Source organism: Pseudomonas sp. B10(2017) (assembly GCF_002113295.1).
Classification (GTDB): domain Bacteria; phylum Pseudomonadota; class Gammaproteobacteria; order Pseudomonadales; family Pseudomonadaceae; genus Aquipseudomonas; species Aquipseudomonas pudica.
On the sequence record NZ_NEJU01000005.1, the window covers coordinates 149,200 to 174,958 of the forward strand.

The window sequence follows — 25,759 nt, forward strand, 5'->3', positions numbered from 1 at the left end:
GGGGTTGTGTATCGGATTGTAGAAGTCGCTCAAGCGCCGCAGTCCCCGTAGGAGCGGCCTTGGGTCGCGATGGGCTGCGAAGCAGCCTCAGGTTTTCAGCTTCGGCGCATGAATTGCCGGGGCCGCTTTGCGGCCCGAGCGCGACACAAGGCCGCGCCTACCTGAGATTGCTTACTTCAGCTCGATCTGCGCGCACAGCCCGCCGCTTGCACGATTGCTCAGGGTCAGTCGGCCGCCCATCGCCTGGATCAGCTGGTGGGCAATCGCCAACCCCAGCCCGGTGCCGCCGGTGCTGCGGTTGCGTGAGCCTTCCACGCGATAGAACGGCTTGAGCACTTCATCCAGTTCATCACCGGGTATGCCTGGCCCGTTGTCGAGCACGCGGATCACGGTCATGTCACCCTCGCGGCACACCTCCAGCTCGGCAGCACCGGCAAACTTGAGAGCATTGTCCACCAGGTTCACCAGCACCCGGCGCAGCGCATGGGGGCGAGTTTCCAGCAGGCTGCCGCTGCTGCCATGGCGCTCGACCTGGGCGCCACTGTCCTGGTAGTCGAACACCAGGCTGTCGAGGAAGGCATCGAGGTTCACCCGGCACGGTGCCTCGGTGCTGGTGTCCATGCTGCGGGCATAGGCCACGCCTTCGCGCACCAGGTGTTCCATTTCGCCCAGGTCGCTCCACAGCTTGTCCTTTTCAACCCCGTCGTCCATCACTTCGACGCGCAGTTTCATGCGCGTGATCGGCGTTTGCAGGTCATGGGAAATGGCTGCCAGCAACTGCATGCGTTCCTTGAGGTAGGCAGCGATGCGCGCCTGCAGCGCGTTGAAGGCCACGGCGGCGTAGCGCACCTCGCGCGGGCCGCTTTCATCCAGCTGCACGCCAGGCTTGTCCGGGTCGAGGTTGTCCACCGCGCGGGCCAGGCGGGTCAGCGGGCCGATCGCCAGGCGTACCGCCAGCCAGGTGCACAGCAACAGCACGGCCAACTGGATCAGCAACACCACGGGCAGCCAACGTGCCACAGGAACCGGCGATGGGGTAACGTCGATGGTCAGCGGTGCGCCATCAGCTAGGGTCAGGTGTGCCTGGAAGTGCGCGTTCGGGCCGGGGATTTCCTGGAAGGAAAGGCGATAGTCGGCGCCAATGGCCTTGACGATCGAGTCGGCAGCCATGGGCGGGTCGCTGCTGGGCATGGCTTCGCCCGCCAGGCCATGGTCCAGCCGGTAGCGGTAGGTACGCCGCTCCAGGCGTGGCAACCAGGCGGCGCGCTCGGCCGCGGGCAGGCGGTCGAGGATGGCCACCGAGGTGGCCACGTCCTGCTCCAGGGTGCTGAGCATCATCGAGCGGCTGCTGATGTAGCGCTCGTAGGCCTGCAGGCCGAACGAAAGGCCGTAGGCCAGCACCAGGCCGGTGAAGAAGATCAGTGCCAGGCGCGAGGCCAGGGTGCGTGGCCACTTCATGATGGCGACTCGAGCAGTTGCACCGGCAGCGAGAAAACGTAGCCCTCGCTGCGCACGGTCTTGATGCAGCTGGGTTCGCGGGCGTCGTCTCCCAAGCGCTGGCGCAGGCGGCTGACCAGCAGGTCGATGGAGCGGTCGAAGATGTCGGCTTCGCGGCCTTGGGTCAGGTTGAGCAACTGCTCACGGCTCAGCACCCGCTGCGGGTGGTCGAGAAACACCCGAAGCAGGCGATATTCGGCACCACTCAGGGCAACCAGGGTGCCTTCGCTGTCGAGCAGATGGCGCGCGGTGGTGTCCAGCCGCCACTGGCCGAAACCGAGCAGGCGGCTGCTTTCGCTGATGGTCAGGTTGGGGGGCAGCATGCGCGTGCGGCGCAGCACGGCGTTGATGCGGGCCAGCAGTTCGCGAGCCGAGAACGGTTTGGTCAGGTAATCGTCGGCGCCCATTTCCAGGCCGATGATGCGGTCGGTTTCGTCGTTGCGGGCGGTCAGCATCAGCACCGGGGTGTTGCGGTGCTTGCCGGCGCGCAGCTCTCGGCACAACAGCAGGCCGTCGTCGCCGGGCATCATGATGTCCAGGACGATCAGGTCGACGCTGTTGGCTTCGAGAAAGGCGCGCATCTGCCGGCCGTCGGCGACGATGCTGGTGCGTAGGCCATTCTTCTTCAGGTAGTTGCCGACCAGTTCGCGGATTTCGCGGTCGTCGTCGACGATCAGGATGTGATCGACGTGTTCCATGCGCTGCGTTCCTGTGCAAGAGGGGATGGGCGCAGTGTACCGAGCGCGTTAGCGCTTGCCTGCGGGGGTTTGTATTGCAGTGTATCCGGCATGTGTACAGATACAGGAGGAAGCACATCACAGCTTCGGCGACACATACGGGATACCTGGCCGGCGTGAAATGGCTCTCGACCGGGGAGCACAACTCCCCACCCTCAAGCGATACACAGGAGAGATGCCATGAACTTCAATACCTTCGCCCGTGCCACCCTGTTCGCCGTGCTCAGCTTCGGCGCCCTTGCCGCCCAGGCCTCCACGATGCCAATGGACGATACCGGGGTCATGCAGTACCGCTACGGTGACCACCTGGATGTGAAGAAAGTGCTGTCGATACAGGATGACCAGAGCGACGCCTGCGGCCTGGTGAACACTCGCATGGACTACCTCGACTCCAAGGGCCAGCAGCAGAGCGTGCAGTACCGCACCTACGCCACCGGCGGTTGCCATGAGAATTGATCGCCGCTTGTTGTTGAAGGTTGGTGGCATTGCCCTGGCGCTGGCCGGCCTGGGCCTGGCTGGGCACCTGATGGCCCGCGACAGCTACGGTGCCATGCCGTCGCTGTCGGGAGCCAGCCAGTGGCTCAATTCGGCGCCGCTGGATGGCCCCGGGCTCAAGGGCAAGGTGGTGCTGGTGGACTTCTGGACCTGGGACTGCATCAACTGCCGGCGCAGCCTGCCCCATGTGAACGAATGGGCGCGGCGCTATGCCGACCAGGGCCTGGTGGTGGTCGGCGTGCACACGCCGGAGTACGACTACGAGCACGATGTAGGCACCTTGCGTGACAAGGTGGCCAGCTTGGGGATCGGTTACCCGGTGGCGGTGGATAACGACTACAAGGTGTGGAATGCCTGGGGCAACCAGTTCTGGCCGGCACACTACTTTGTCGACCGCAAGGGGCAGGTGCGCCATGTGCACTTTGGCGAGGGGGATTATGGGGGGCAAGAGCAGGTGATACAGGCGTTGCTGGATGAGAAAGGGTGAGTTGTCTGTGCCGGCCTCTTCGCGGCGGTTCGACGACTCGATGAACCCGCTTCCACAGATACTGCACCGTTTGCAGACTTGTGCGATCCCTGTGGGAGCGGGTTTACCCGCGAAGAAGCCAACACCGACCCGTCAGGTGAAACTGGCAAAATGCGCCTGCATCCGCGCCGCATCCGCCTGGCGCCCGCTGAACAGCTCGAACGCCTTCACTGCCTGGAACACGGCCATGTTGCTGCCGTCCAGGGTGCGGCAGCCCAGTGCCCGGGCGGCACGCAGCAGTTCGGTCTCAAGCGGGAAGTAGATGATCTCCGCCACCCACAGGCGTGCATGCAGCAGCTCCACCGGCAGCGGCGTGCCCGGCAGCTTGGCCATGCCTACCGGCGTGGTGTTGACCAGCCCGTCCGCCTCGGCCAGGGCCGTGGCCAGGTCGGTGCCGACCACGGCGCGCCCGGCGCCGAAGTGGGCATTCAGGTTGTCCACCAGCGCCTGTGCACGGGCCGCGTCCACCTCGAACAGTACCAGCCGCTCGACCCCTTCACCGAGCAGGGCATGGGCCACGGCCGAACCGGCACCACCGGCACCCATCTGCACCACCTGGTGCCGTGCGACATCCGGCAGGCCACGGCGCAAGCCTTCGGCAAAGCCCAGGCAGTCGGTGTTGTGGCCGACCCGCTTGCCGTCCTTGAGTACAACGGTGTTCACCGCGCCGATGCCACGGGCTTCGTCCGACAGTTCGTCGAGCAACGGCAGGATCGCCTGCTTGAACGGGTAGGTGATGTTGAGCCCGGTGAAACCGGTGTGCTGGGCGGCGTCGAGCAGGCCGGGCAGGGCGCTGTCGTCCAGTTGGAGCTGGTCGGCATCGATCAGCCGGTACAGGTAACGCAGCGCTTGGGCATCACCTTCGTGTTCGTGCAGGGCAGGAGTGCGCGACAGCTGGATGCCGCGGCCGATCAGGCCGGCAAGGATGGCTTGCTGGCTCATGCGCTGCGCTCCTGCAACATTTCGGCGAAGTGGCTGATGGCCATGCGGTAGCCATGGCTGCCCAGCCCGCAAATGACCCCGACAGCGATGGACGATATGAACGACAGGTGACGGAACGGTTCGCGCTTGTGCACGTTGGACAGGTGCACTTCGATGACCGGCACTTCACTGGCCACCAGTGCATCGCGGATGGCTACCGAGGTGTGGGTCCAGGCACCGGGGTTGATCACGATGCCGGCACAGCGGCCACGGGCAGCATGGATCCAGTCGATCAGTTCGCCTTCGTGGTTGGTTTGGCGGAATTCGATTTCCAGGTCATGGGCATGGGCAGTATCGGCGCAACCCCGGGCCAGGTCGGCGAGGGTTTCGTAGCCGTACTGGGCAGGCTCGCGGGTGCCCAGCATGTTCAGGTTGGGGCCGTTGAGCACGAGAATAATGGGCTTCATTACGGGCATCGCTTTGTTGTTGTTGGATGCACCTAGTTTTGTACCGTCTAGTTAGTTTAGTCAATTGGACTAAACCGCTGTACCGGGAAAGTGGGCGATTATCGAACCCTCAGCATGTACATACCCCTGTAGGAGCAGCTGGATTACAAAATTGTAATTTTCCCGCCACCGCTCCGATAAGCACGGCTTTCTAAAGTCCCTCGCCAAAGCTCGCCGACGAGGACCTTTTCCGTGCCCATCCCCCGCAAGACCGCCTTGCTCAGCCTTTTGCTGGCGGGTGTCGCCAGCGCCCAGGCCAGCCAGAGCCTGAGCCTGCCCCAGGCGCTTGACGCCGCCTTTGCCCAGAACCCGGAGTTGGCAGCGGCCAGCCGGGAAATCGGCATTGCCGACGGCGAGCGGCGCCAGGCGGGGCTGATCCCCAACCCGGAACTGTCCTGGGAGGTCGAGGACACCCGCCGGGACACCAGCACCACCACCGTCACCCTCAGCCAACCGCTGGAGCTGGGTGGCAAACGCGGCGCACGCATTGCCGTGGCCGGTGCCGGTCAGGCCATTGCCCAGCTGGACCTGGAGCGCCAGCGCAACGGCCTGCGCGCCGATGTGGTGCAGGCCTTCCACGCGGCCCTGCGCGCGCAGACCGCGCTGGAGCTGGCGCAGCAATCGCAGGCGTTGACCGAGCGTGGGCTGCGGGTGGTGCAGGGGCGGGTGAGTGCTGGCCAGTCATCGCCAGTGGAGGCTACCCGAGCCCAGGTGCAGCTGGCCCAGGCCCAGGCCGAAGTGCGCCGTGCGCAAACCCAGCGCAGTGTGGCCTACCAGGCCCTGGCACGGTTGACCGGTAGCCCGCTGGCAAGCTTCGACCAGTTGCTGGCAGCCAACCTGTCCCCCGGTGATGCGCCCAGCGCCGACACCCTGCTCGACCAGGTCGAGCAAACGGCTGAATGGCGCCTGGCCGCCGCCCAGGTCGAGCGCGGCGAAGCCTCCCTGGGGTCGGAAAAGGCTCTGCGCATTCCCAACCTCACCGTCAGCCTTGGCAGCCAGTACAGCCGCGAAGACCGCGAGAGGGTCAATGTGGTGGGCCTGTCGATGCCCTTGCCGCTGTTCGACCGCAACCAGGGCAACGTGCTGGCCGCGGCCCGCCGTGCCGACCAGGCGCGTGACCTGCGCAACGCCGTGGGGCTGCGCCTGCGCAGTGAAACCCGCAGCGCCGTCAGCCAGTGGGCCACGGCCATGCAGGAAGTGCAGGCCTATGACCGCACCATCCTGCCGTCTGCCCAGCAGGCCGTGGACACCGCCACACGTGGTTTCGAAATGGGCAAGTTCGCCTTCCTTGATGTGCTCGACGCCCAGCGCACGCTGATCGAGGCGCGCGGGTTGTACCTCGACGCACTGGCCTCGGCGACCGACGCGCGGGCGCAGGTCGAGCGGATCTATGGCGACCTCGATGGCCTGAGCAACAAATTGAACAGCAGGAGCAACAATGACTAACCCACGCAAGATAGCCATTCTGGCTGCCACCATTGCCGCGCTTGGCCTGGGTGGCCTGGCCTGGACCGGCAACCTCGGCAACGCCTCAAGCACTGAAACCCGGCACGACGACCACGGCGAAGACAGCCACGGCCACGGCGAGGAACAGGCCGGCGAAGGTCACGAAGAAGAGGCGGGCAAGTTGCACCTGTCCATCGCCCAGATCGAAGCTGCCGGTGTGCAACTGGCCGATGCCGGCCCTCGTGAACTGGGCACCGCCATCAGCTTCCCGGGTGAAATCCGCTTCGACGAGGACCGCACCGCCCATGTCGTGCCACGCGTGCCCGGTGTGGTCGAGTCGGTGCAAGCCGAACTGGGCCAGGCGGTCAAGCGTGGTGAGGTGCTGGCGGTAATTGCAAGCCAGCAGATTTCCGACCTGCGCAGCGAACAACAGGCTGCCCAGCGCCGCCTGGAACTGGCGCGCCTGACCTTCCAGCGCGAACAGCAGCTGTGGCAGGAACGCATCAGCGCCGAGCAGGATTACCTGCAGGCCCGTCAGGTGTTGCAGGAAGCCGAGATTGCCTTGGCCAACGCCCGGCAGAAAGTCGCCGCCGTGGGCCCGGCCGGAGCCGGCAACCGCTATGAACTGCGCGCGCCGTTCGATGCCGTGGTGGTGGAAAAGCATCTGACCGTGGGCGAGGTGGTCGATGAGACCAGCAATGCCTTCACCCTGTCTGACCTGAGCCGGGTCTGGGCCACCTTCGCCGTCGCCCCGCGCGACCTGGACAAGGTGACAACCGGCCGCAACGTCACGGTCAGCGCGCCGGACCTGGGCGCCCGGGTCGAGGGCAAGATCAACTACGTCGGCAGCCTGCTCGGCGAGCAGAACCGTGCTGCCACTGTCCGCGCCACGCTGGCCAACCCCAACGGCGCCTGGCGCCCAGGGCTGTTCGTCAATGTCGCGGTCAGCGTCGAACGCTTCAACGCCGCTGTGGTGGTACCGCAAAGCGCACTGCAAACCTGGGAGGAGCAGACCGTGGTGTTTGCCCGTACCGAGGAAGGTTTCGAGGCCCGCCCGGTAACGACCGGCCGCCGCGATGCCGGCCAGGTGGAAATCACCACCGGCCTTGCCGCCGGCACGCAGGTGGCCGCTGCCGGCAGCTTTGTCCTCAAGTCCGAGCTGGGCAAAGGCTCGGCCGAGCACAGTCATTGATCACGGGAACGCCTGCATGTTCGAACGCCTGATCCAATTCGCCATCGAGCAGCGCCTGGTGGTGATGCTGGCCGTGGTCCTGATGGCCGCGGTGGGTATCCACAGCTACCAGAAACTGCCGATCGACGCTGTACCGGACATCACCAACGTCCAGGTGCAGATCAATACCGCCGCGCCCGGCTATTCGCCGCTGGAGACCGAGCAGCGCATCACCTTCGCCATCGAGACCGCCATGGCCGGCCTGCCGGGGCTCAAGCAGACCCGCTCGCTGTCGCGCTCGGGCCTGTCGCAGGTCACGGTCATTTTCGACGACGGCACCGACCTGTTCTTCGCCCGCCAGCTGGTCAACGAGCGCCTGCAAGTGGCGCGTGAGCAGCTGCCCGACGGCATCGAAGCGGGCATGGGGCCGATTTCCACCGGGCTGGGTGAAATCTTCCTGTGGACGGTGGAAGCCGAGCAGGGCGCGCTGAAGGAAGACGGCACGCCCTACACCCCGTCCGACTTGCGGGTAATCCAGGACTGGATCATCAAGCCGCAGCTGCGCAACGTGCCCGGGGTCGCCGAGGTCAACAGCATCGGCGGCCATGCCAGGCAATACCTGATTGCACCGGAGCCCAAGCGCCTGGCGGCCTACAAACTCACCTTCAACGACCTGATCGCGGCGCTGGAGCGCAACAACGCCAACGTCGGCGCCGGCTACATCGAGCGCAATGGCGAGCAGTTGCTGATTCGCGCGCCAGGCCAGGTGGCCTCGGCCGAAGACATCGCCAACATCGTCATCTCCAGTGTCGATGGCACGCCAATCCGCGTCAGCCATGTTGCTCAGGTTGGCCTGGGCGAGGAACTGCGCTCGGGCGCGGCCACCGAAAACGGCAGGGAAGTGGTGCTAGGCACGGTGTTCATGCTGATTGGCGAGAACAGCCGCACGGTGTCGCAGGCGGTTGCCGCCAAGCTGGTCGAGATCAACCGCAACCTGCCCAAGGGCGTGGTCGCGGTGACGGTGTACGACCGCACCAACCTGGTGGAAAAGGCCATCGCCACGGTGAAGAAGAACCTGGTCGAAGGCGCCATCCTGGTCATCGCCGTGTTGTTCCTGTTCCTGGGCAACATCCGCGCTGCGCTGATCACCGCCATGGTCATTCCGCTGTCGATGCTGTTCACCTTCACCGGCATGTTCAGCAACAAGGTCAGCGCCAACCTGATGAGCCTGGGCGCACTGGACTTCGGCATCATCGTCGACGGCGCGGTGGTGATCGTCGAGAACGCCATCCGCCGCCTGGCCCACGCCCAGCAACGCCATGGCCGTATGCTGACCCGCACCGAGCGCTTCCATGAAGTGTTCGCTGCCGCCCGTGAGGCCCGTCGGCCGCTGATCTATGGCCAACTGATCATCATGGTGGTGTACCTGCCGATCTTTGCCCTGACCGGCGTGGAGGGCAAGATGTTCCACCCTATGGCCTTTACCGTGGTCATTGCGCTGCTCGGTGCCATGATCCTTTCGGTTACCTTCGTGCCGGCGGCAATTGCCCTGTTCGTCACCGGCAAGGTCAAGGAAGAGGAAGGCCTGATAATGCGCACGGCGCGTCAGCGCTATGCCCCGGTGCTGGCCTGGGTGCTGGGCCGGCGCAAGCTGGCGTTCGCCGCCGCCACCACCCTGGTGTTGTTGTCCGGGTTGATGGCCAGCCGCATGGGCAGCGAGTTCATCCCCAGCCTCAGCGAAGGCGACTTCGCCCTGCAGGCCCTGCGCGTGCCGGGCACCAGCCTGTCGCAGTCGGTCGACATGCAGCAGCGCCTGGAACAGGCGATCATCGCCCAGGTGCCGGAAGTGGAGCGGGTGTTTGCCCGCACCGGCACCGCCGAGATCGCCTCCGACCCGATGCCGCCGAACATTTCCGACGCCTATGTGATGCTGCGTCCGCGTGAGCAATGGGTCGACCCGGGCAAGCCGCGTGATGAGCTGATCGCCGAGGTACAACGTGCCGCCGCCAGCGTGCCGGGCAGCAACCACGAGCTGTCGCAGCCGATCCAGCTGCGCTTCAACGAGCTGATTTCCGGGGTGCGCAGCGATGTGGCGGTGAAGCTGTTCGGTGATGACATGGACGTGCTCAACCGCACAGCCGCGCAGATTGCCAGCAGCCTGCAAGGTGTGCCGGGCGCGTCCGAGGTAAAGGTCGAGCAGACTACCGGCCTGCCGGTGCTGACCATCGATATAGACCGCGACAACGCGGCCCGCCATGGCCTGAACGTGGGCGACGTGCAGGACGCCGTTGCCATTGCCATGGGTGGCCGTAAGGCCGGCACGCTGTACGAAGGTGACCGCCGTTTCGACATGGTGGTGCGCCTGTCGGAAACCCTGCGCACCGATGTCGACGGGCTGGCCAGCCTGCTGATTCCGGTGCCGGCCGGTTCGGCTGCCGGTGCCGGGCAGATCGGCTTCATCCCGCTGTCGCAGGTAGCCACGCTGAACCTGCAGCTGGGGCCGAACCAGGTCAGCCGCGAGGATGGCAAGCGGGTGGTGGTGGTCAGTGCCAACGTGCGTGGACGTGATCTGGGCTCGTTCGTCGAAGAGGCCGAGCAGACGCTGATCGAGCAGGTGCAGATACCGCCGGGTTACTGGACCCGCTGGGGTGGCCAGTTCGAGCAGTTGCAGTCGGCGGCCGAGCGCCTGCAGGTGGTGGTGCCGGTGGCCTTGCTTCTCGTCATGGCGCTGTTGCTGATGATGTTCAACAACCTCAGGGATGGCCTGCTGGTGTTCACCGGCATCCCGTTCGCCCTTACCGGCGGCGTGCTGGCGCTGTGGTTGCGGGGCATCCCGTTGTCCATTTCCGCTGGCGTGGGCTTCATTGCCTTGTCGGGAGTGGCGGTGCTCAACGGCCTGGTGATGATCGCCTTTATCCGTGGCCTGCGGGAGCAAGGGCGCACGCTGCGGGCCGCGGTCGAGGAGGGCGCGCTGACACGCTTGCGGCCGGTGCTGATGACGGCACTGGTGGCGTCGCTGGGGTTCATCCCGATGGCCTTGGCTACCGGGACCGGGGCCGAGGTGCAAAGGCCGCTGGCGACCGTGGTGATTGGCGGGATTCTGTCCTCCACCGCACTGACCTTGCTGGTGTTGCCAGCCTTGTATCAATGGGCATATCGGCGCGAAGAGGTGCAGCAGGACTGAGAAGTTGGGGCGGCTGTGCAGCCCATCGCCCTCAAGCCAAGTGCAATCCTTGTGGGAGCTGGCTTGCCGGCGATGGGCCGCAAAGCGGCCCCAAATTCTCAAACAGTACGACGAGCCCCAGCCCTTGTACTGTCGCCACCAGCCTCATCATGCAACGAAATCCGCGAAGTCTCCGGCAACGCCAACCCTCCCACCAAGGCCACCAGCGCAATCACCACCAGGTAGAACGCAGGTGCCAGGCTGCTGCCGCTCTGCCCGATCAGCCAGGTTGCAACCAGCGGCGCGGTACCGCCAAACAGCGTATAGGCCACGTTGTAGGTAATTGCCGAAGCGGTATAGCGGGTGCGGGTAGGGAAGCTTTCCGAGAGCAATGCCGCCGTGACAACACCACTGCACAACGCCCCCACCGCCAGCAGGATCACCCCCAGCAGCGCGCCGGACATCGAGCCGGAGCTGGCCAGCCAGTACGCCGGGAACACGCACAGCATCACCCACAGGCAGGTAAAGCCGATGGTCTTGCGCCGGCCGACGCGGTCCGAGAACGCCCCGGCCAGCGGGCAGCCGACCGCGGCGAACAGCAAGGCCACGGTGGTTACCAGCAGCGATTGCGCGCGGGTCAGGTTGCCGACCAGTTGCAGGTAGGTGGCGAAGTAGGTGGTGAACATGTAGAACGACAGCGCGGTCAGTGAGATGAAGGCCCCCAGGTTGCGGATCGCCCGGCCATGGTTGCGCAGGGTTTCCTTGAGTGGCGAATGTTCATGCTCCTTGCCCTGGGCGATGGCTTCGCGGAACGCCGGGGTTTCTTCCATGCGCCAGCGCAGGTACAGGCCGACCAACCCCAGCGGCGCGGCGATCAAGAACGGGATGCGCCAGCCCCAGGCGTTCATCGCCTCGGCCGACAGGCTGGCTTCCAGGCCATAGGCGATCACTGCCGCGCAGGCAAAGGCGGAAAAGGTCGACACCGGCACGAAGCTGCCATAGAAGGCGCGCTTGTCGTTGGGGGCGTGCTCCATCAGGTAGGCGCAGGCCCCGGCATACTCGCCACCGGCCGAAAAGCCCTGCAGGCAGCGCGCCAAGGTCAGCAGCGCGGGGGCTGCCAGGCCGATGCTGGCGTAGGTTGGCAGCAGGCCGATGAGGGTCGTCGAGCCGGCCATCAGCAGGATGGTCAGCGACAGGATGCGCTTGCGCCCCAGGCGGTCACCCAGCGCGCCGAACACGATGCCACCCAGCGGACGCAGGGCGAAGGCCACGGCGAACACCGCAAAGGTCTTGAGCAAGGCCACGCTGGCGTCTTCGCTGGCGAAGAACTGGCTGGCGATCAGGGTAGCGAGAAAGCCGTAGACGGCGAAGTCGAACCATTCGACGAAATTGCCGATGGCCGAGGCGGCGATCACCCGGCGCAGGGTGGCGGGGGATACCTCGTGAGGTGCGGGCATGCGAGTGCTCTCCGGTTCCATTGGCAGGCATGATGAAAGTGGCGCGGTCGGGCTGCGCCATCATTGTTGTGCTTGCCAGTAGATAGCCGGGCGCTGGAAGGCGCTTTGTCGAGGGCGACCTCGGGATACCTGATTCAACCGCGAGCTGTTCGCTTGGCGCGGTCCACTGTGGGAGCGGCCTTGTGTCGCGAAAGGGCTGCGCAGCAGCCCCTCGATTGCAGCTTCGCCACTGACATCGCCGGGGCCGCTTTGCGGCCCTTTCGCGACGCAAGGCCGCTCCCACAAGAGCCAATGCAGGCCGGGATGTTCATGCAAGACAGGCCTTGCGCTCAGAAACGCATGTCCAGCGCCAGTTCGAAGGTGCGCGGCGGCCCCATGTAGTACTGGCTGTTGTAGGCCTGCTTGGCATACACCTCGTCGGTCAGGTTACGTACCCGCCCGGTCAGCGTGGTGTGTTCATCCAGCCGGTAGCGGGCGAACGCGCCGAACAGGGTGTACGCCGGGGCCTTGAGGCTGTTGGCGTTGTCGGCATACACCGAGCCCACGTAGCGCGCGTCTGCCCCCAACGACCACGCCGGGGTCAGGCTGTAGTTCAGCCACAGGTTGGCGACGTTGGCCGGTACGTTCACCGGGGCGTTGCCCTTGCGCGATACCGACACGCCGTTGACCGCCTCGTTGAACTCGTCGTACTGCGCGTCGACATAGGCATAGTTGGCCTCGGCCAGCAGCTTCGGCGTCACCTGCAGGCGCCCGGACACCTCGACACCACGCGAGGTCTGCTGCCCGGCCTGGACTGTCTGATTGGCGTCGTTGGAGTCGCGCACGGCAAAGTCCTTGCGCACGATCTGGTACAGCGCCAGCGTCGCCGCGCCGCGCCCGTCGAGAAAGTCGAACTTGCTGCCCACTTCCCACTGCTCGCCCTTGGACAGGTCGAACAGCCCGACGTTGGAATAGGTCGCTGCCGCCAGCGAGCCGGCCGGCAAGTCGGCAGAGGTACTGTACTGCGCATAGACGCTGGCGGACGGGGTCAGCGCATAGGTCAGGCCGATACGCCCGGAAAGCGGTTCCCAGCGCCGTTCGAAGAACGCCGGCGAGGTTGGCGTTACCGCGCCGTAGTTGGTCACCTGCATGTCCAGGTAGTCGTAGCGTAGCGCGGTCAGCAAGGCCAGGCGCTCGGTGAGTTGCAGGCGGTTTTCGGCAAACACCGCGCGGTTGATCACCTCGTGGCGGCGTTGCTTGGTCAGGCCGGCATTCACCCCGGGGATGTCGTCGAAACTGCCGGGGTCGAAGTGCTCGGCATCGACCACGTCGCTCCAGCTGCTCGAGGTGGGGTAGAGGGTCTGGCGCATGCGCGAGTACTCCAGCCCCAGCGACCACTGGCTGGCCAGGCCGAACAGCTGGTTGTCATGGCGCAGCTCGATGCGATCGCCCAGCAAGTTCTGGTCGTGGCGCTGCAGATAAGGGCTGCTGCGTCGTACCCTGCCATCGTCGGTGTAGCTGTAGCGTTCGAGGTTGCGGTAATCGCGCTGGGCGTTGTAGTGGTAAAGCGTGTTCTGCACGCTGGTGCTGTCGCTGAGCTGGTAGTCGAGGATCGAGCGTAGCCAGCGTACCCGCTGCTCGTAGCGCCCGTCGCCGACGTTGTAGTTTTCGAAGCGGCGGCTGTTGTCGATCTTCATCGTGCTGCGCCCGGGCAGGATCGGCGAGCCCCAGTAAGGGCTGTCTTCGCGGTCTTCCTGGTATTCCAGGGCCAGGGTGTGGGTGAGGTTGGGCGTCAGGTCGCTCAGCAACGAGAGGGCCAGGCTGTCGGTGTGCCGTTCGTTGCGGTCGACGTAGCCGTTGCCATGCCCGCGGCTGAAGTCCAGGCGCATGAAATGGCGGGCATCGGCGGGGTTGCTGGCCAGTGCCTGGTTGATGCCGAACGCCACTTCGCTGTCGTCGAAGCTGCCATGGCGGATACGGCCGTCGATGGTCTGCTGGTCGCGGCTGGCCAGTTTGGTGATGTAGTTGATCGAGCCGCCCACCGCGCCCGCACCATGCAGGAACGACGATGGTCCGCCGATCAGTTCGATGCGGTCGAGCACCCAGGCATCCACTGGCCGCGTGGCGCTGCTGTACCCCAGGTTGATGCCGTTGTACAACTGGGTAACCTGGTTCTGGGTGAAGCCGCGGTAGGCCACGAAGCCGCCAAAGCCGGGGTTGGCCGAGGCGTTGACGCCGGTCATGGCGTTGATCACGTCCTGGCTGTCCTTGGCGCCGCGCTCCTCGATCAGGCGGCGGTCCGAGACACTGACCGAGGCCGGCGTTTCCCGCGCGGTGAGGCCCAGGCGCGAGCCGGTGCGGATCGGCTCGTCCAGTTGCACGCCGCTGGCGGCGTCGCGTTCACCGTCAATGGTGGTGGCGCTCAGTTCCACCGGGGCAGCATCCGCCCAGGCAAGGTTGCAGGTGCCCATGAGGAGCACCAGGGAGGTATTGCGAAGCATGTTGGTGTGTCTTCCACGCAAAGGTCATGGCTGACCGCGAGCGCGCGCAGTCAGGCGCGCCCGGCTGAGGTCAGGCGAAATGAAGTACGGCTGCGGGGAAAGCGACGGGGGAGGCGCGGGGGTTGAGGGCGGGGCGTTGATAGCGCGGCGGCGGTTGCGCCCAGCTGCGCATCACGATGGGCGAGCTGGCCACGGCTTGCGTAGGGGTGAACGACCAGCCGCCGCTGCTGAGCGGCACGGCCAGGCCGAACGAGGAGCACACCGGGCAATCGAGCTGGGCCATGTGCTGCTCGCCGCCGGCGCCGTCCAGGTCGATGGCAACGCCGTGTTCGCTGTTGATCGAGCAGAAACCGCCTTCCAGGCCGGCCAGGCGCAGGCCACCCATCTGGCCATGGTGCAGGCCGCACAGAACCAGGCTGAACAGGACGCAGGCGTAGAGTGTCCAGGCTGTCAGCGTGCGGGTATGCCGGGTGATTTTCATGGCGGCGAATCTACCATCCGGATGAACGGTCGGGTAGTGGTTCTGGCTTGATATTTCGGGGCTGTTTTGCAGCTCATCGCGACACCAGGCCGTGCACGGCTTTCAAAGGCGGAGTGGTTTTGTGTTGATCTTGAACTTGCTCTCCAGCTTGCCTTGCAGGTCGCTGAGGTCGGGGCTGGCGGTCACCAGGTGCAGGTTGCGATAGCGGGTTTCGGTGATCGCCACCCGATGCTTTGTCCTTGAGGGCAGCAGGTTACCTGTGGGAGCGGGTTTACCCGCGAAGAGGCCGGCACAGGCAAGCAAGGGCGCTCAGGCAACAACTACCCGATTGCGCCCCTCCTGCTTGGCCCGGTAAAGCGCCCGGTCAGCCGCGCTCAATGCATCCCCCGGTTCGCTCTCGGCCTCGCCATCCCAACGCGCCACCCCCAGCGACACCGTCACCGCCCCCACCGGCTCCACCGGCGTATCCTGCACCGTCACCCGCAGCCGTTCGGCCACCGCTGTCGCAACCTCCAGATTGGCCCCCGGCAGCAGCATCAGGAACTCCTCGCCGCCGGTGCGGCACAGCAGGTCACCCTCGCGGCAGCAGCGGCGCATCAGTTCCGCCAGCCGGCGCAGCACCTGGTCACCCATCTCGTGCCCGTGGCAGTCGTTTACCCGCTTGAAATGGTCGACATCCAGCACGATGGCCGCAAATGCGCGCCCCTCGGCTTCCAGCAGCGACAGGTTGAATTCCAGGCTGCGGCGGTTGCCCAGGCCGGTCAGCGGGTCGGTCTGGGCGTCGCGGTTGAGCCGGCCGATGCGTTCATGCAGCAGGTTCAGCCCGAACAGCAGCGCGCGCTTCAGCTCGGCCGCCTCGAAGTACCAGGCCGGCACCCGATGCAGGCGCTCGGCAGTGCCGGCCCGGTCCATCGAGCGGGCGCCAGCGGCCAGCTGCCACAGCGGCCGGGCGATGGTCATGGCCAGCCACCACAGCAGCACGCTGCCCACCAGCGCCAATGGCGCAGAGGTGCCGACCACGTTGAGGATCAGGTGGCTCAGTGGCATGACTGTCTGGGTCAGCGGCTGCTGCGCCACCACGCCCCAACCGGCACTGGGCACGGTGGCGAAGCCAGCGAGCATTTCCACACCGAGGCTGTTGGTCAGTTGCCGGGTACCACTGCCCAGCGTTGACAGTTGGTCGATCAATTCATTGCCTTCCACCACTGTCCCCACGCGCTGGCTGTCGGGGTGATACAACAGACGGCGATTGCGGTCGACCACGTACAGGTAGGAACCGTCCTTGTAGAAATGCTCGCCCAGCAGGCTGTTGAGGATATTGCGTTCACGCAGGTACAGGCTGCCGCCGACATACCCCAGGTAGCTGCCGTTGCTGTCGAAAATGGGTTGCGACAGCGCCACCACCAGGTTGTTGGCCGCTGACATGTAGGGCGTCGAAACCAGTGGGCGGCGCACCTGCAGTGCCTTCTGGACACCGGGCGAATGCATGTGCCTGCCGACCATGTGCCGCAAGTGTGCAGGGGATATCGCCAGCAGCACCCCGTTGGCATCGATCACGAACGTGGAATTGAAGGCCATGCTCTGGTTCAGCACACGCTCGGTCTCCGCCTGCAGGGCGACGGCGTCGCCCAGCTGGCGGCCTTGCACGCCAGCGCTGAACGACAGCTGCTGCAAGGCGTTGCCGATAAAGGTCTCGGTGATGCTGGCCAGCTTCATCGCATACACCCGGTTGGCTTCCAGGGCGTGGTCGATCAGCAGCTGGCGTTGCACCCGGTAGCTGGCAAAATAGCTGGCGCACAGCATGACCACGGCGGTAAGGGCGCAAAGCACCAGAATGAGTGTGCGTAGATCCAGACGCAGTCCGTGCTTGGCGTGTGGCAATCCTGACCTCGGATGATCGAAAACGGCTACGAAATGGGTACAACGTTACGCCTTATGGGCGCAGTGGGGAACCGCGTTCAGGAGCCTGGGTTTTCCAGCGCGTCCAGCTCGTCTTCAACCTGCTGCATGCGCTGCTCGGCCAGGGCCTGCACCTTCGCGTCGCGGGCCGATTCGCGCATCAGGGCGGTGAGCTTCTCGCTCAGGCGCTTGCCGGCCTCGGTGTCTTCCAGGGCGCGGGCCTTGGCCGGGTCTTGGGTGGCCTCGACGATGGTGGCGAATTCGGCATTGCTGAAGTTCTTTTCGCTGTACAGGCGGAACAGGTCCTGGCGCTGGTCCTCGACGGTCAGGTGCTTGCGCAGCACGCTCTGGATGGTCGCTTGCGACAGCTGCGGGTGCGTGCGGCCGAGCAGCGCGGCCATGCGCTCGATATTGTGCGTGTAGGCATCCTGCAGCGGCAACTGGGCCAGGATCTGTTCTTCGCGGGAGGGTTTCTGGTCGCAGGCGGTGAGGGCTGCAGTCAGCAGCAGGGGCAGCAGCAACTTCTGGAAGCGAGGCATGGCGTGGCCTGGTTGGGCAGTGAGTGCTGCCGATTATACGGCAGTTGTGGTTGCCTGATGGATTTTGGGGGCTGCCTTGCAGCCCCATTCAGGCAACGCGGAACATCAGAACCCACCCCCCAACGGCCATTCCACCGCCAACCGTATCTGGTCCCCATCCAGCTCCGCCTGCGCCGTATTGCCCCGATGCACGTTATGCCGCAGCGAAAACGCGGTGCCCTTGGCCTTGCCGCTCTGCACCACATACCGGGCCTCCAGGTCGCGCTCCCAATGCTTGCCCCCCTTGCCATAACCCAGGTAGGCATACCCGCCCGCAGGGTCGACATGGCTGCCGTCGATATCGAACCCGCGCACGTACAACGCCGTCAGGTTCAACCCCGGTACGCCATAGGCGCCCATGTTCAGGTCATAGCGCGCCTGCCACGACTTTTCGTTTGGTGCGTTGAAGTCCGACATCTGCACCGCGTTGGCAATGAAGATTGCCCCTCGCGTCACGTAGTCGAACGGCGTGTTGCCGTCCACCTGCTGCCAGCCCAGGCTGAAACCGTGCGGCCCGTGGTCGTAACGCGAGACCAGGCTCCAGGTGGTGTTGTCGATGTGCCCGGACAGCGCCTTGCCGGTGTCGGTGGTGCGGTACAGGTTGAGGTCGAGGGTGAGGCTGCGGCGCTCATCCAGGGCATGGCTGAGGGTGCTGCCCAGGTAATGCTGGTTCCAGCTGTCCTGGTAGCGTGAGGTGTACAGGCTGCCGCTGAAGACGGCGCCGGGGTTCCACACCACGCCGGCCAGGTCGAAGCTGTTGCCCTGGCGGCCATTGGAGTAGTTCACCACGAAACCCTGATCGTGGCTGGAAGCATTGCGGTCGGCGTTCTCGTTGAAATGCCCTGCCACCAGCCTGAGGTTGTCGAACTCGGTACTGTCAAGGAAGAACCCGGTCGCGGTCTCGGGCAGCAGGCGGCTATCGGACGAGCTGAACACCGGGGTCTTGACCCGTTGCTCACCGTAGGACAGCACGGTATCGGACATGCGCAGTTTCAGTGCCGCGCCGGCACGGCTGTATTCGTTCTTCGGGTGCCCCTCGTTATCCACCCCGAGCAAGCGTGCCTTGCCCACGCGCCCGCCGCCGCTATCGAGTTGCACGCCCAGGTAGGCGTGGGCGTCGACCCCGACACCGATCAGCCCCTGGGTAAAACCGGACCGGAAGGTGCCCATCAGGCCATAGGCCCATTCCTCGGCCTTGCCGCTACGTTCATTGCGCGGCTTGTAGGCGTTGCGCCCGGCACTGTTGCGCCCGCCGTGTTTGTAATCGCGCTGGTCGAATACGCTGCGGTTGAGCAGGCTCCAGCGGCCATCCTCGACAAAACCGTTGCTTTGCGACTGGGCGGAGTCGGCCAGTGCAGGGGGGGCGAGCAGGGCGCTGGCGAGCAGCAAAGGGACAGAGCGCGACATGGGCAGAACTTCCTGTTCAGGGGGCGCGAAAACGCAGGATGCGCGCGCCGTCGAAAGGGTCGATGAGGTAATGGGCGTGCACGCCGAAGGTGTTCAGCAGGCGCTCGGGTGTAAGCACCTCGAGCGGTTTGCCGAGGGCGACCAGGCGGCCCTTGTCGAGCACCGCGATGCGGTCGCAGGTGAGCGCCTGGTTGAGGTCGTGCAGGGCCACCAGGGTGGTCACCGGCAAGGCCTGCACCTGCTGCAACAGGCTCAGCTGGTGCTGGATATCCAGGTGGTTGGTCGGCTCGTCCAGCAGCAGCACCTGCGGCCGCTGTGCCAAAGCACGGGCGATGTGCACGCGCTGGCGTTCGCCACCCGACAGCGACCCCCACAGGCGTGTGCGCAGGTGCAGGGCGTCGAGGTCGGCCAGGGCCTGTTCGACGATCGCGTGGTCCTCCCGGGAGAACGGCGCCAGCGCCGACAGCCAGGGGGTGCGGCCCAGGGCAACGGCATCGAACACGCTGATCGCATCGAGGGTGTCGGCCTGCTGTTCGACCAGCGCCAAGGCCTGGGCGACCCGGCGGCGGGGCAACCGTGCGAGCGGTTCCCCCAGCAGTTGCACGCCGCCGTTGCCTGGCTTGCGCAGCCCGGCCAGCACCTTCAGCAGCGAGGATTTGCCGGAGCCGTTGGGGCCGACGATGCCCAGGGTTTCACCGGCGACAACGCTCAGTTCGATATTGCTGAGCACGATATTGCCGGCCAGTTGCAGCCCCAGGTTCTGGCAACTCAAGGGGGCCATCCGTACCGCCGTCATGACCGTCATGGGCGCCCCCGGCGGCTGATCAGGATCAACGCGAAGACCGGTGCGCCGAGCAGCGCGGTGACCACGCCAACCGGGATCACCTGGCCAGGGATCAAGGTGCGCGACAGGATGTCGGCGGCAATCAGGAACAGTGCCCCGCCCAGTGCGCTGGCGGGCAGCAGGCGGCTGTGCCCGGGGCCTAGCAGCAGGCGCAGGGCATGCGGGATCACCAGCCCGACAAAACCGATGGCGCCGACGATGGACACCATCACGGCGGTCACCAGCGCCGCGCAGCTGATCAGCAGCAACTGGGTACGCCGCACCGGGATGCCGAGCGACGCCGCCGAGTCGGCACCGAAGGTGAAGGCATCCAAGGCACGGCGATGCCACAGGCACACCAGCAGCCCGAACAGTACAACCGGCACGGCCAGCCACACCGAAGGCCAACGTACGCCACTGAGGTTGCCCAGCAGCCAGAACAGGATGCCGCGTGCCTGCTCGGCGGTGGCCGACATGGTGATGAGGAAGGCGGTAAGGGCGTTGAACAGTTGCGAGCCGGCGATTCCGGCAAGGATCACCTGGGCATTGTTGCTGCTGGGGCCGGCTGCCCGGGCCAGTACCAGTACCAGGGCGAACGCTGCCAGGGCGCCGATGAAGGCGCCGCCAGACATGCTCAGCGCCAGGCTGCCGAAGCCCAGCAGGCCCACCAGCACCGCACCGGTCGAGGCGCCGGCAGACAGCCCCAGCAGGTAAGGCTCGGCCAACGGGTTGCGCAACAGTGCCTGGAGGATCACGCCGCAGGTGGCAAGGCCGGCGCCGCAGGCCGCAGCAACCAGGGTGCGGGGCAGGCGGTAGTTCCAGACGATGCCGGCGTCGATCGGGTCGACCGGGTAGCCGGCCTGCCACAGGTGGTTGGCCAGCACCTGGCTGACCACGCCGGGCGACAGGTTGGTTTCGCCGATGGCGGTGCCGGCCAGCAGGGCTGCCAACAGGGCGGCCAGGGCAACGGCGATGCAGGGTAGCAGGCGCATCATCACTGGGCTGCTTTGCCGCTGGCGAAGGCGGCAGCCAGCGTCTGCAGGCCGCTGAACAAGCGAATGCCGGCCTGCATGGCGTCGGCGTCGAGGATGATGATGCGGTCGTGCTTCACCGCGTCCATGTTGCGCGTTACCGGGTCGCTACGCAGGAATGCCAGCTTCTTCTCGTAGTCGTCGGCGGGGTAGCGGCGGCGATCCATGCGGGCAATGATCAGCCAGGTGGGGTTGGCCTTGGCCAGGGTTTCCCAACCTACGGTCGGCCATTCTTCGCTGGACTCGACCACGTTGCGCACGCCGAGGGTACGCAGCATGAAGTCGGCGACCCCCTGGCGGCCCGCCACGTAGGGGTCGGTGTGCAGGTCGGCGCTGGAGAACCAGAACAGCGCCGAGGTGGCGGCCAGGTCCTTGTCGGCCAGTTGCGCCCTGGCACTGTCCAGGCGGCTTCTGAGCTCGGTATTCAGGGCCGTGCCACGGTCCTGCACGTCGAAGATTGCCGCCAGCTGGCTGACGCTCTTGTAGATGGTGTCGACCTGGAACGCCTGCAGGCGGGTGCCATCGGCGCCCACCAGGTTGTCCTTGCCTTCGCAGTCCGACGGCAGCAGGTAGGTGGGGATGCCCAGTTCATCGAACTGCTCGCGGGTGCCGACCACGCCCTGGGCACCGACCATCCATTCGAACTGCACCGTCACCAGTTGCGGGCGCTTGCCCACTACCGCCTCGAAGCTGGGTTCGTTGTCGGCCAGGCGTGGCACCTTGGCGTTCTGCATCTGGTACTCGGGCAGCACGTTGTTGAACCACAGCGAGGTGGCTGCAAGTTTGTCGCCCAGCCCCAGCGCGTAGAGCATCTCGGTACCGGCCTGGCCAATGGTGACCGTGCGTTGCGGCGCCTGGGCGAAGGTTTGCGGCTTGCCGCAGTTGTCGACCGTCAGCGGGTAATGGGTGGCAGCAGCCTGGGCCAGGCCGGTGAGGCCGAGGCCGGCGAGCAGGGTGGCAAAACGGGGCAGCATGCTGGGCGATCTCCTATCGGACAGTTCGGGTGAGGAACGCACGGACAGGCATCGCCGAGCCCCCGCTGGCGGCAGGGGCAACACTGATGGCCAATCCCGGACACCCCGCCGGTTGGTGAATGTAGGCCGGCAGGTCTCCTGACTGGTGCGTCATGGCCTGGCTCCGGCCTTCCCGGGTTCGTGGCCCAGTGGCATCGATGGAGCAGGCTCGGCACCTACAGTTGCGGGGGCAGTTCCGTTTGGCCCGAATTGGCGGGCTTGGGATTCCCTATTGATTCCGTGGTGGAAACCGGCGGCCGGCATGGTAGACCATCGTGCCGCCGGGTGAAAACGCTTTTCAAAAGTACTTCAGCCAGGTGATGTCGCGCCGCTGCGCCTTCAGGCGGGCGAACCAGCGCACCGGCAGGTACAGCGAAACCGCCAGCAGCGCTGCCCCCAGCCACACCGCAGGGATGCCGTCGAAGCCGAAGTAGTCGCCATGGTTGTGGCCAAACAGCGCCACGCTGGCCAGGTACAGCAGCTTCAGCACATACAGGTGCAGCAGGTAGAAGAACATCGGTGCCGCGCCGAACACCGCCAGGGCACTGATCCACCGGGCCTGGCCGGCGCGTTCGAAGGCGCGCAGCAACAGCAGGCCGCAGCCCAGGGTCAGGGCCAGGAACAGCAGCGACGGCGGGTATTTGGTGATGTTGAAGAAGCTCATCAGGGTTTGCGTGACGGTCGGGTAAGCGCTCCACGGCGCCTCGCCGTAGCCGTTGACCAGGCGCAGCGCAACAAAGCCCAGCAGCGCGATCAGCCCGGCCAGCAGCAGGCGATGCTGGCGTTGGCCGGCCTCGCTGGCACGGGCGAAGCATGGGCCCAGGCCATAGCCCAGGGCGATGACACCGATCCACGGCAGCACCGGGTAAGAGGTACGCAGGCGCAGGCTTTCGGAGTACTCCAGCCAACCCCGGTCATGCAGGATCGCCCAAGGCACATGCAAGGCTGATTCGACGCCGAAGTGCAGGCCATCGAGCAGGTTGTGGCCGGCGATGATGATTGCGCCCAGGGCGATCAGGGCGGCGCGTGGCAACCAGACCAGCAGCGACAGGGCGATCATGCTCACGCCGATGGCCCAGATCACCTGCAGGTAGATGACGCTGGGTGGCAGCTGGAACGTCCAGGCGAAGTTGACCAGGGTGAATTCCAGCACCACCAGGAACAGCCCGCGCTTGAACAGGAACGCCGAGACATCGCCGCGGCCCTGGTGTTTCTCGCCGTACAGCCAGGCCGACAGCCCGGTCAGCATGACGAACACCGGCGCGCACAGGTGGGCCAGGGTGCGGCTGAAGAACAGCGAAGGCTCGGTGGTATCGATGGCCATCGGGTCGCTGACCTGGCGGTGCAGGAAGAAGGTTTCGCGGACGTGGTCCAGGAGCATGAACAGGATCACCAGGCCGCGCAGGGCATCGATGCTCTGCAGGCGCTGGGTGAGCAGGGTGGGGGTGGCACTGGCGCTTGTCATGGGAATTCGCTGATAGGAATGGATGTCAACTGAAACGTTATCTTATAACTAAATGGTGGTGAGTTGGTAACTGTTTTTGTGGGGCCTGTACCGGCCCTTTCGCGGGCTTGCCCGCTCCCACAGGAATTTCACCCATTCTGAAACCTTTGCAGTACCTGTGGGAGCGGGCAAGCCCGCGAAGAGGCCGGTGCAGGCAGTTCAGGTCAGAAGCTGTAATCCACCGTCGCAAAGTACGACCGTGGCATCCCCATCAACCACTGCTGGCCACTGAACGCCGACTGCACATACTCACGGTCGAACAGGTTGTTCAACTGCAACCCCAGCCGCACATCCGGCAACACCTGCCAGCCGATGTCGGCATCGACCACGGTGTAGCCGGGGGCGCTTTGGGTGTTGGCGGTATCGGCATATCGTTCGTCCACATAACGCGCGCCAATGCCGGCCTCCAGCCGCTGGCCGAAGCCTTTGCTCAGCCACAGGTTGGCGGTACGCCGCGGGACATTGGCCGGGTGATTGCCCGCACGGTCCTGCGCCACGGCACCGACCATTTCGTCGAAGTCGTCATACCTTGCGCGCACGATCGCCGCGTTGGCCGACACCTGCCACTGGTGCGCCAGCGCCAGTTCCAGGGTTGCCTCCAGGCCGTCGGACGTCTGCTGGCCAGCCTGCTGCTTCTCGTGCGTGATCGGGTCATCCACCAGCAGCTTCTTCTTGACGATGTGGTAGGCCGCCAATGTCCATTCGCCACGCCCCTCCCAGAAGCGCTGCTTCAGCCCCACCTCGGTCTGTCTGGCCTCGGTCAGGTCGTAGTGCATCTGGTTGGCGCTGAGGCTGATGAGGTTGTTGACCCCGTCCTCGCTGGTGGAGTACTGGCCATACAGCGACAGGTCGTCGCTGACCGCAAACACCAGCCCGGCACGCCAGTTGCCCCCTTGCAGGCTGCGGTCGCTGCGGCTGTCGGTGGTCAGTTTCTCCTGGACGATGTGGTTCTGGTCGCGGCGCACGCCGGTAACCAGTGACAGCCGATCGCTCAACTGCAGGCGGTTTTCGGCGAACAGGGCAAAGGTGTGGGTGGTGGACAGGGTTTGCGGGCGCAGCGGCGAGGCGCTGTGAAACCAACCCGGTTGCGGCTGCCACGGGTCGATGTAGTCACTGCCTGCATCGTTGTAGGGTGCGTTGCTGTCGATGTTGAAGCGGACCTTGTTGTACTCGGCGCCGACCACGGTCTTGCTGGCCAGGCCAAACAGCCTGTGGTCGAGGGTGAATGCCTGGCGATCGCCGAACTGTTCCTGGTTGTGCTTGATCTGCAGGTAGCTGCCGCGCAGCATCTGCTGGCGCCCGGTATCCCAGCTGTAGTCCTCGGCGTTGCGCCAGTGACGGCGGCTCTTGATGTAGTACAGCTGGTTGCTGGCGCTCAGGTGGTCGTTCAAAGCCCAGTCGGTGTTCAGGCGGGTCCATTCATCGACGTAATGCTGCACGTCATCCTGCACGTTGTAGTTCTTCTTGCGCAGGCTGCTGCGGTAGTGGCCGTCGATCAACGGGGTGCCGTAGTAGTTGGCAGGCTGCGCATCGCCGCGGTCGTGGGCGAGGGTGAAGCTGAGGTCGTCGCTGGCGTCGAAGCGCAGCGCGGCGCTCAGCGCCAGGCTGCGGGACGGGGTGCGGTCGACCCAACCGTTACCGGTTTGCTGGTTCAGGGCCAGGCGGTAGCTCAGGCGCTCGTCGAGGCTGCCGCCGCTGTCCAGGCCGAGCTGCTGGCGGTCCCACGAACCGTAGCCCAGGCGCAGGTGGTTGCGTACCTCGCCGGCAAACGGCTTTTTCGGGATCACGTTGACCACCGCACCGGTGGCGCCTTCGCCATAAAGCACCGAGGCCGGGCCGCGAATCACATCGATGCGCTCGACCATCCATGGGTCGACCGGGAACGTCTGAGTGCCGGCACCGGTGTAAAGGCGGGCCCCGTCGAACAGTGTCATCACCGAGTTGTGCCCGGTAAAGCCGCGGGCGGACAGGCCCGTGCCGCCGTCGCCCGGGGAGCCGATGTAGCTGATGCCCGGTGAGCGGGTCACCGCGTCCTGTACGGTGAAGTTGTTGCGCTGCTGGATCTGCTTGGCGCTGATGCTGCTGGTGCTGGCCGGTGTCTCCAGGGCGCTGAGGCCAAGACGCGAGCCAGCCTGGGTCGGCGTGGCCAGGTCGATGGCGTAGCTGTCGAGGGTGTCAGTGATGGCCGTGGAGGGCAGGGCCAGTGGCTGTCGGTCGAGGTCATCGGCCAGTGTCGGCAGGGAAACGGCCAGGCAGGCCGCCAGGGGGTGAAGCTTGAAGATACGGGACATGTCGTTCCACTACTGCAGGAATGAATGGATCCCGGTGGAAAACACGCAAAGGCGCACCGTGCACACAGACGCGCGCACGGATACCGGCCTGCGCCCGCCCACCGCGGGTTGCCAAGTGAAGCTCCAGGCCGGTCTCCGGGCTTGCGAGGGGCATGAAACCTTCACCTTCCCATGCAGGTGCACAGTGGTATCTCGAAGGGTTCGCTCGCTTACCGTTGCGGGGGCAGCGCCGGACTTGTCGTGGGCAACACGACGCACCGGCTTCCCGTTTCACCCTGCGCACGGCGGCGCAGGGCACCTGAAACTGGCGGGCATATGACCATTGAAACGCGG

General features: G+C 65.5%; 20 protein-coding genes, 1 pseudogene and 2 riboswitches. Of the genes and pseudogenes, 5 read left to right on the forward strand and 16 right to left on the reverse strand.

Annotated features, from left to right (window positions below; genetic code table 11):
* Positions 1 to 171: 171 nt before the first annotated feature.
* Together CAF92_RS08835 and CAF92_RS08840 are read right to left on the reverse strand one after the other, a co-directional pair.
* Positions 172 to 1,458, reverse strand: coding sequence for a HAMP domain-containing sensor histidine kinase (locus CAF92_RS08835; RefSeq protein WP_046615676.1), 1,287 nt, complete (start codon positions 1,456 to 1,458; stop codon positions 172 to 174).
* Positions 1,455 to 2,195, reverse strand: coding sequence for a response regulator (locus CAF92_RS08840; protein ID WP_003250463.1), 741 nt, complete (start codon positions 2,193 to 2,195; stop codon positions 1,455 to 1,457). Before CAF92_RS08840 ends, CAF92_RS08835 begins: the two co-directional genes overlap by 4 nt.
* A gap of 219 nt (positions 2,196 to 2,414) precedes the next feature.
* Between CAF92_RS08840 and CAF92_RS08845 the strand changes: the two genes are divergently transcribed.
* Both CAF92_RS08845 and CAF92_RS08850 read left to right on the forward strand, forming a co-directional pair.
* A complete protein-coding gene (locus CAF92_RS08845) occupies positions 2,415 to 2,690 on the forward strand; it encodes a DUF2790 domain-containing protein (protein ID WP_085600281.1) in 276 nt (91 codons plus the stop codon).
* On the forward strand, positions 2,680 to 3,216 hold the full coding sequence (locus CAF92_RS08850) for a thioredoxin family protein (RefSeq protein WP_075044653.1): 537 nt from the start codon (positions 2,680 to 2,682) through the stop codon (positions 3,214 to 3,216). Before CAF92_RS08845 ends, CAF92_RS08850 begins: the two co-directional genes overlap by 11 nt.
* 132 nt (positions 3,217 to 3,348) lie before the next feature.
* On the opposite strand, the gene CAF92_RS08855 is transcribed toward CAF92_RS08850, so the two are convergent.
* Together CAF92_RS08855 and aroQ are read right to left on the reverse strand one after the other, a co-directional pair.
* Positions 3,349 to 4,197: a shikimate dehydrogenase gene (locus tag CAF92_RS08855; RefSeq protein WP_046615674.1), complete on the reverse strand. Its 849-nt coding sequence runs from the start codon at positions 4,195 to 4,197 to the stop codon at positions 3,349 to 3,351.
* The gene (gene aroQ / locus CAF92_RS08860; protein WP_046615673.1) at positions 4,194 to 4,643 is read right to left on the reverse strand and encodes a type II 3-dehydroquinate dehydratase; all 450 of its coding nucleotides are present in this window, start codon (positions 4,641 to 4,643) and stop codon (positions 4,194 to 4,196) included. Before aroQ ends, CAF92_RS08855 begins: the two co-directional genes overlap by 4 nt.
* A gap of 231 nt (positions 4,644 to 4,874) precedes the next feature.
* On the opposite strand from aroQ, the gene CAF92_RS08865 reads away from it, so the two are divergent.
* The 3 genes from CAF92_RS08865 to CAF92_RS08875 are packed head-to-tail and all read left to right on the forward strand — an operon-like array spanning position 4,875 to position 10,483.
* On the forward strand, positions 4,875 to 6,128 hold the full coding sequence (locus tag CAF92_RS08865; protein WP_085600283.1) for a TolC family protein: 1,254 nt from the start codon (positions 4,875 to 4,877) through the stop codon (positions 6,126 to 6,128).
* Positions 6,121 to 7,320, forward strand: coding sequence for an efflux RND transporter periplasmic adaptor subunit (locus CAF92_RS08870; protein WP_085600284.1), 1,200 nt, complete (start codon positions 6,121 to 6,123; stop codon positions 7,318 to 7,320). Before CAF92_RS08865 ends, CAF92_RS08870 begins: the two co-directional genes overlap by 8 nt.
* A 16-nt stretch (positions 7,321 to 7,336) precedes the next feature.
* Positions 7,337 to 10,483: an efflux RND transporter permease subunit gene (locus tag CAF92_RS08875; RefSeq protein ID WP_085600287.1), complete on the forward strand. Its 3,147-nt coding sequence runs from the start codon at positions 7,337 to 7,339 to the stop codon at positions 10,481 to 10,483.
* Positions 10,484 to 10,581: 98 nt separating this feature from the next.
* Here the strand turns inward: CAF92_RS08875 and CAF92_RS08880 are convergent, their stop codons facing one another.
* From CAF92_RS08880 to CAF92_RS08940, 12 genes and pseudogenes are all read right to left on the reverse strand, one after another.
* On the reverse strand, positions 10,582 to 11,919 hold the full coding sequence (locus tag CAF92_RS08880) for an MFS transporter (protein WP_085600290.1): 1,338 nt from the start codon (positions 11,917 to 11,919) through the stop codon (positions 10,582 to 10,584).
* Between the two features lie 329 nt (positions 11,920 to 12,248).
* The gene (locus tag CAF92_RS08885; RefSeq protein WP_085600292.1) at positions 12,249 to 14,399 is read right to left on the reverse strand and encodes a TonB-dependent siderophore receptor; all 2,151 of its coding nucleotides are present in this window, start codon (positions 14,397 to 14,399) and stop codon (positions 12,249 to 12,251) included.
* A 70-nt stretch (positions 14,400 to 14,469) separates the two neighbouring features.
* Positions 14,470 to 14,880, reverse strand: a complete 411-nt coding sequence (locus CAF92_RS08890) for a DUF2946 family protein (protein ID WP_085600294.1) — start codon at positions 14,878 to 14,880, stop codon at positions 14,470 to 14,472.
* Between the two features lie 123 nt (positions 14,881 to 15,003).
* Positions 15,004 to 15,114, reverse strand: a pseudogene (locus CAF92_RS26605) (ParA family protein); the annotation flags it as partial.
* A 75-nt stretch (positions 15,115 to 15,189) separates the two neighbouring features.
* On the reverse strand, positions 15,190 to 16,761 hold the full coding sequence (locus CAF92_RS08900) for a sensor domain-containing diguanylate cyclase (RefSeq protein ID WP_085600299.1): 1,572 nt from the start codon (positions 16,759 to 16,761) through the stop codon (positions 15,190 to 15,192).
* 77 nt (positions 16,762 to 16,838) lie between these two features.
* The gene (locus CAF92_RS08905; RefSeq protein ID WP_085600302.1) at positions 16,839 to 17,318 is read right to left on the reverse strand and encodes a hypothetical protein; all 480 of its coding nucleotides are present in this window, start codon (positions 17,316 to 17,318) and stop codon (positions 16,839 to 16,841) included.
* A 105-nt stretch (positions 17,319 to 17,423) separates the two neighbouring features.
* Positions 17,424 to 18,764, reverse strand: a complete 1,341-nt coding sequence (locus CAF92_RS08910) for an OprD family porin (RefSeq protein WP_046615664.1) — start codon at positions 18,762 to 18,764, stop codon at positions 17,424 to 17,426.
* A 16-nt stretch (positions 18,765 to 18,780) separates the two neighbouring features.
* Entirely contained in the window at positions 18,781 to 19,569 is a 789-nt protein-coding gene (locus CAF92_RS08915; protein WP_085600305.1) for an ABC transporter ATP-binding protein, read from the reverse strand.
* Positions 19,566 to 20,582, reverse strand: coding sequence for an iron ABC transporter permease (locus CAF92_RS08920; RefSeq protein ID WP_085600309.1), 1,017 nt, complete (start codon positions 20,580 to 20,582; stop codon positions 19,566 to 19,568). The genes CAF92_RS08915 and CAF92_RS08920 overlap by 4 nt, the downstream gene beginning before the upstream one ends.
* The gene (locus tag CAF92_RS08925; protein ID WP_085600312.1) at positions 20,582 to 21,592 is read right to left on the reverse strand and encodes an ABC transporter substrate-binding protein; all 1,011 of its coding nucleotides are present in this window, start codon (positions 21,590 to 21,592) and stop codon (positions 20,582 to 20,584) included. Before CAF92_RS08925 ends, CAF92_RS08920 begins: the two co-directional genes overlap by 1 nt.
* A gap of 110 nt (positions 21,593 to 21,702) precedes the next feature.
* Positions 21,703 to 21,901: riboswitch (cobalamin riboswitch) on the reverse strand.
* A gap of 28 nt (positions 21,902 to 21,929) precedes the next feature.
* A complete protein-coding gene (locus CAF92_RS08930; RefSeq protein WP_085600315.1) occupies positions 21,930 to 23,096 on the reverse strand; it encodes a DUF1624 domain-containing protein in 1,167 nt (388 codons plus the stop codon).
* Between the two features lie 203 nt (positions 23,097 to 23,299).
* A complete protein-coding gene (locus tag CAF92_RS08940; protein ID WP_085600318.1) occupies positions 23,300 to 25,426 on the reverse strand; it encodes a TonB-dependent siderophore receptor in 2,127 nt (708 codons plus the stop codon).
* Between the two features lie 108 nt (positions 25,427 to 25,534).
* Positions 25,535 to 25,743, reverse strand: a riboswitch (cobalamin riboswitch).
* Positions 25,744 to 25,759: the final 16 nt, after the last annotated feature.

Bases quoted from the DNA above. Each gene is read 5' to 3' on its own strand.
- CAF92_RS08835 (WP_046615676.1), bottom strand. From the start codon at position 1,458: ATGAAGTGGCCACGCACCCTGGCCTCGCGCCTGGCACTGATCTTCTTC.
- CAF92_RS08840 (WP_003250463.1), bottom strand. From the start codon at position 2,195: ATGGAACACGTCGATCACATCCTGATCGTCGACGACGACCGCGAAATC.
- CAF92_RS08845 (WP_085600281.1), top strand. From the start codon at position 2,415: ATGAACTTCAATACCTTCGCCCGTGCCACCCTGTTCGCCGTGCTCAGC.
- CAF92_RS08850 (WP_075044653.1), top strand. From the start codon at position 2,680: ATGAGAATTGATCGCCGCTTGTTGTTGAAGGTTGGTGGCATTGCCCTG.
- CAF92_RS08855 (WP_046615674.1), bottom strand. From the start codon at position 4,197: ATGAGCCAGCAAGCCATCCTTGCCGGCCTGATCGGCCGCGGCATCCAG.
- aroQ (WP_046615673.1), bottom strand. From the start codon at position 4,643: ATGAAGCCCATTATTCTCGTGCTCAACGGCCCCAACCTGAACATGCTG.
- CAF92_RS08870 (WP_085600284.1), top strand. From the start codon at position 6,121: ATGACTAACCCACGCAAGATAGCCATTCTGGCTGCCACCATTGCCGCG.
- CAF92_RS08875 (WP_085600287.1), top strand. From the start codon at position 7,337: ATGTTCGAACGCCTGATCCAATTCGCCATCGAGCAGCGCCTGGTGGTG.
- CAF92_RS08880 (WP_085600290.1), bottom strand. From the start codon at position 11,919: ATGCCCGCACCTCACGAGGTATCCCCCGCCACCCTGCGCCGGGTGATC.
- CAF92_RS08885 (WP_085600292.1), bottom strand. From the start codon at position 14,399: ATGCTTCGCAATACCTCCCTGGTGCTCCTCATGGGCACCTGCAACCTT.
- CAF92_RS08890 (WP_085600294.1), bottom strand. From the start codon at position 14,880: ATGAAAATCACCCGGCATACCCGCACGCTGACAGCCTGGACACTCTAC.
- CAF92_RS08905 (WP_085600302.1), bottom strand. From the start codon at position 17,318: ATGCCTCGCTTCCAGAAGTTGCTGCTGCCCCTGCTGCTGACTGCAGCC.
- CAF92_RS08910 (WP_046615664.1), bottom strand. From the start codon at position 18,764: ATGTCGCGCTCTGTCCCTTTGCTGCTCGCCAGCGCCCTGCTCGCCCCC.
- CAF92_RS08915 (WP_085600305.1), bottom strand. From the start codon at position 19,569: ATGACGGTCATGACGGCGGTACGGATGGCCCCCTTGAGTTGCCAGAAC.
- CAF92_RS08920 (WP_085600309.1), bottom strand. From the start codon at position 20,582: ATGATGCGCCTGCTACCCTGCATCGCCGTTGCCCTGGCCGCCCTGTTG.
- CAF92_RS08925 (WP_085600312.1), bottom strand. From the start codon at position 21,592: ATGCTGCCCCGTTTTGCCACCCTGCTCGCCGGCCTCGGCCTCACCGGC.
- CAF92_RS08930 (WP_085600315.1), bottom strand. From the start codon at position 23,096: ATGACAAGCGCCAGTGCCACCCCCACCCTGCTCACCCAGCGCCTGCAG.
- CAF92_RS08940 (WP_085600318.1), bottom strand. From the start codon at position 25,426: ATGTCCCGTATCTTCAAGCTTCACCCCCTGGCGGCCTGCCTGGCCGTT.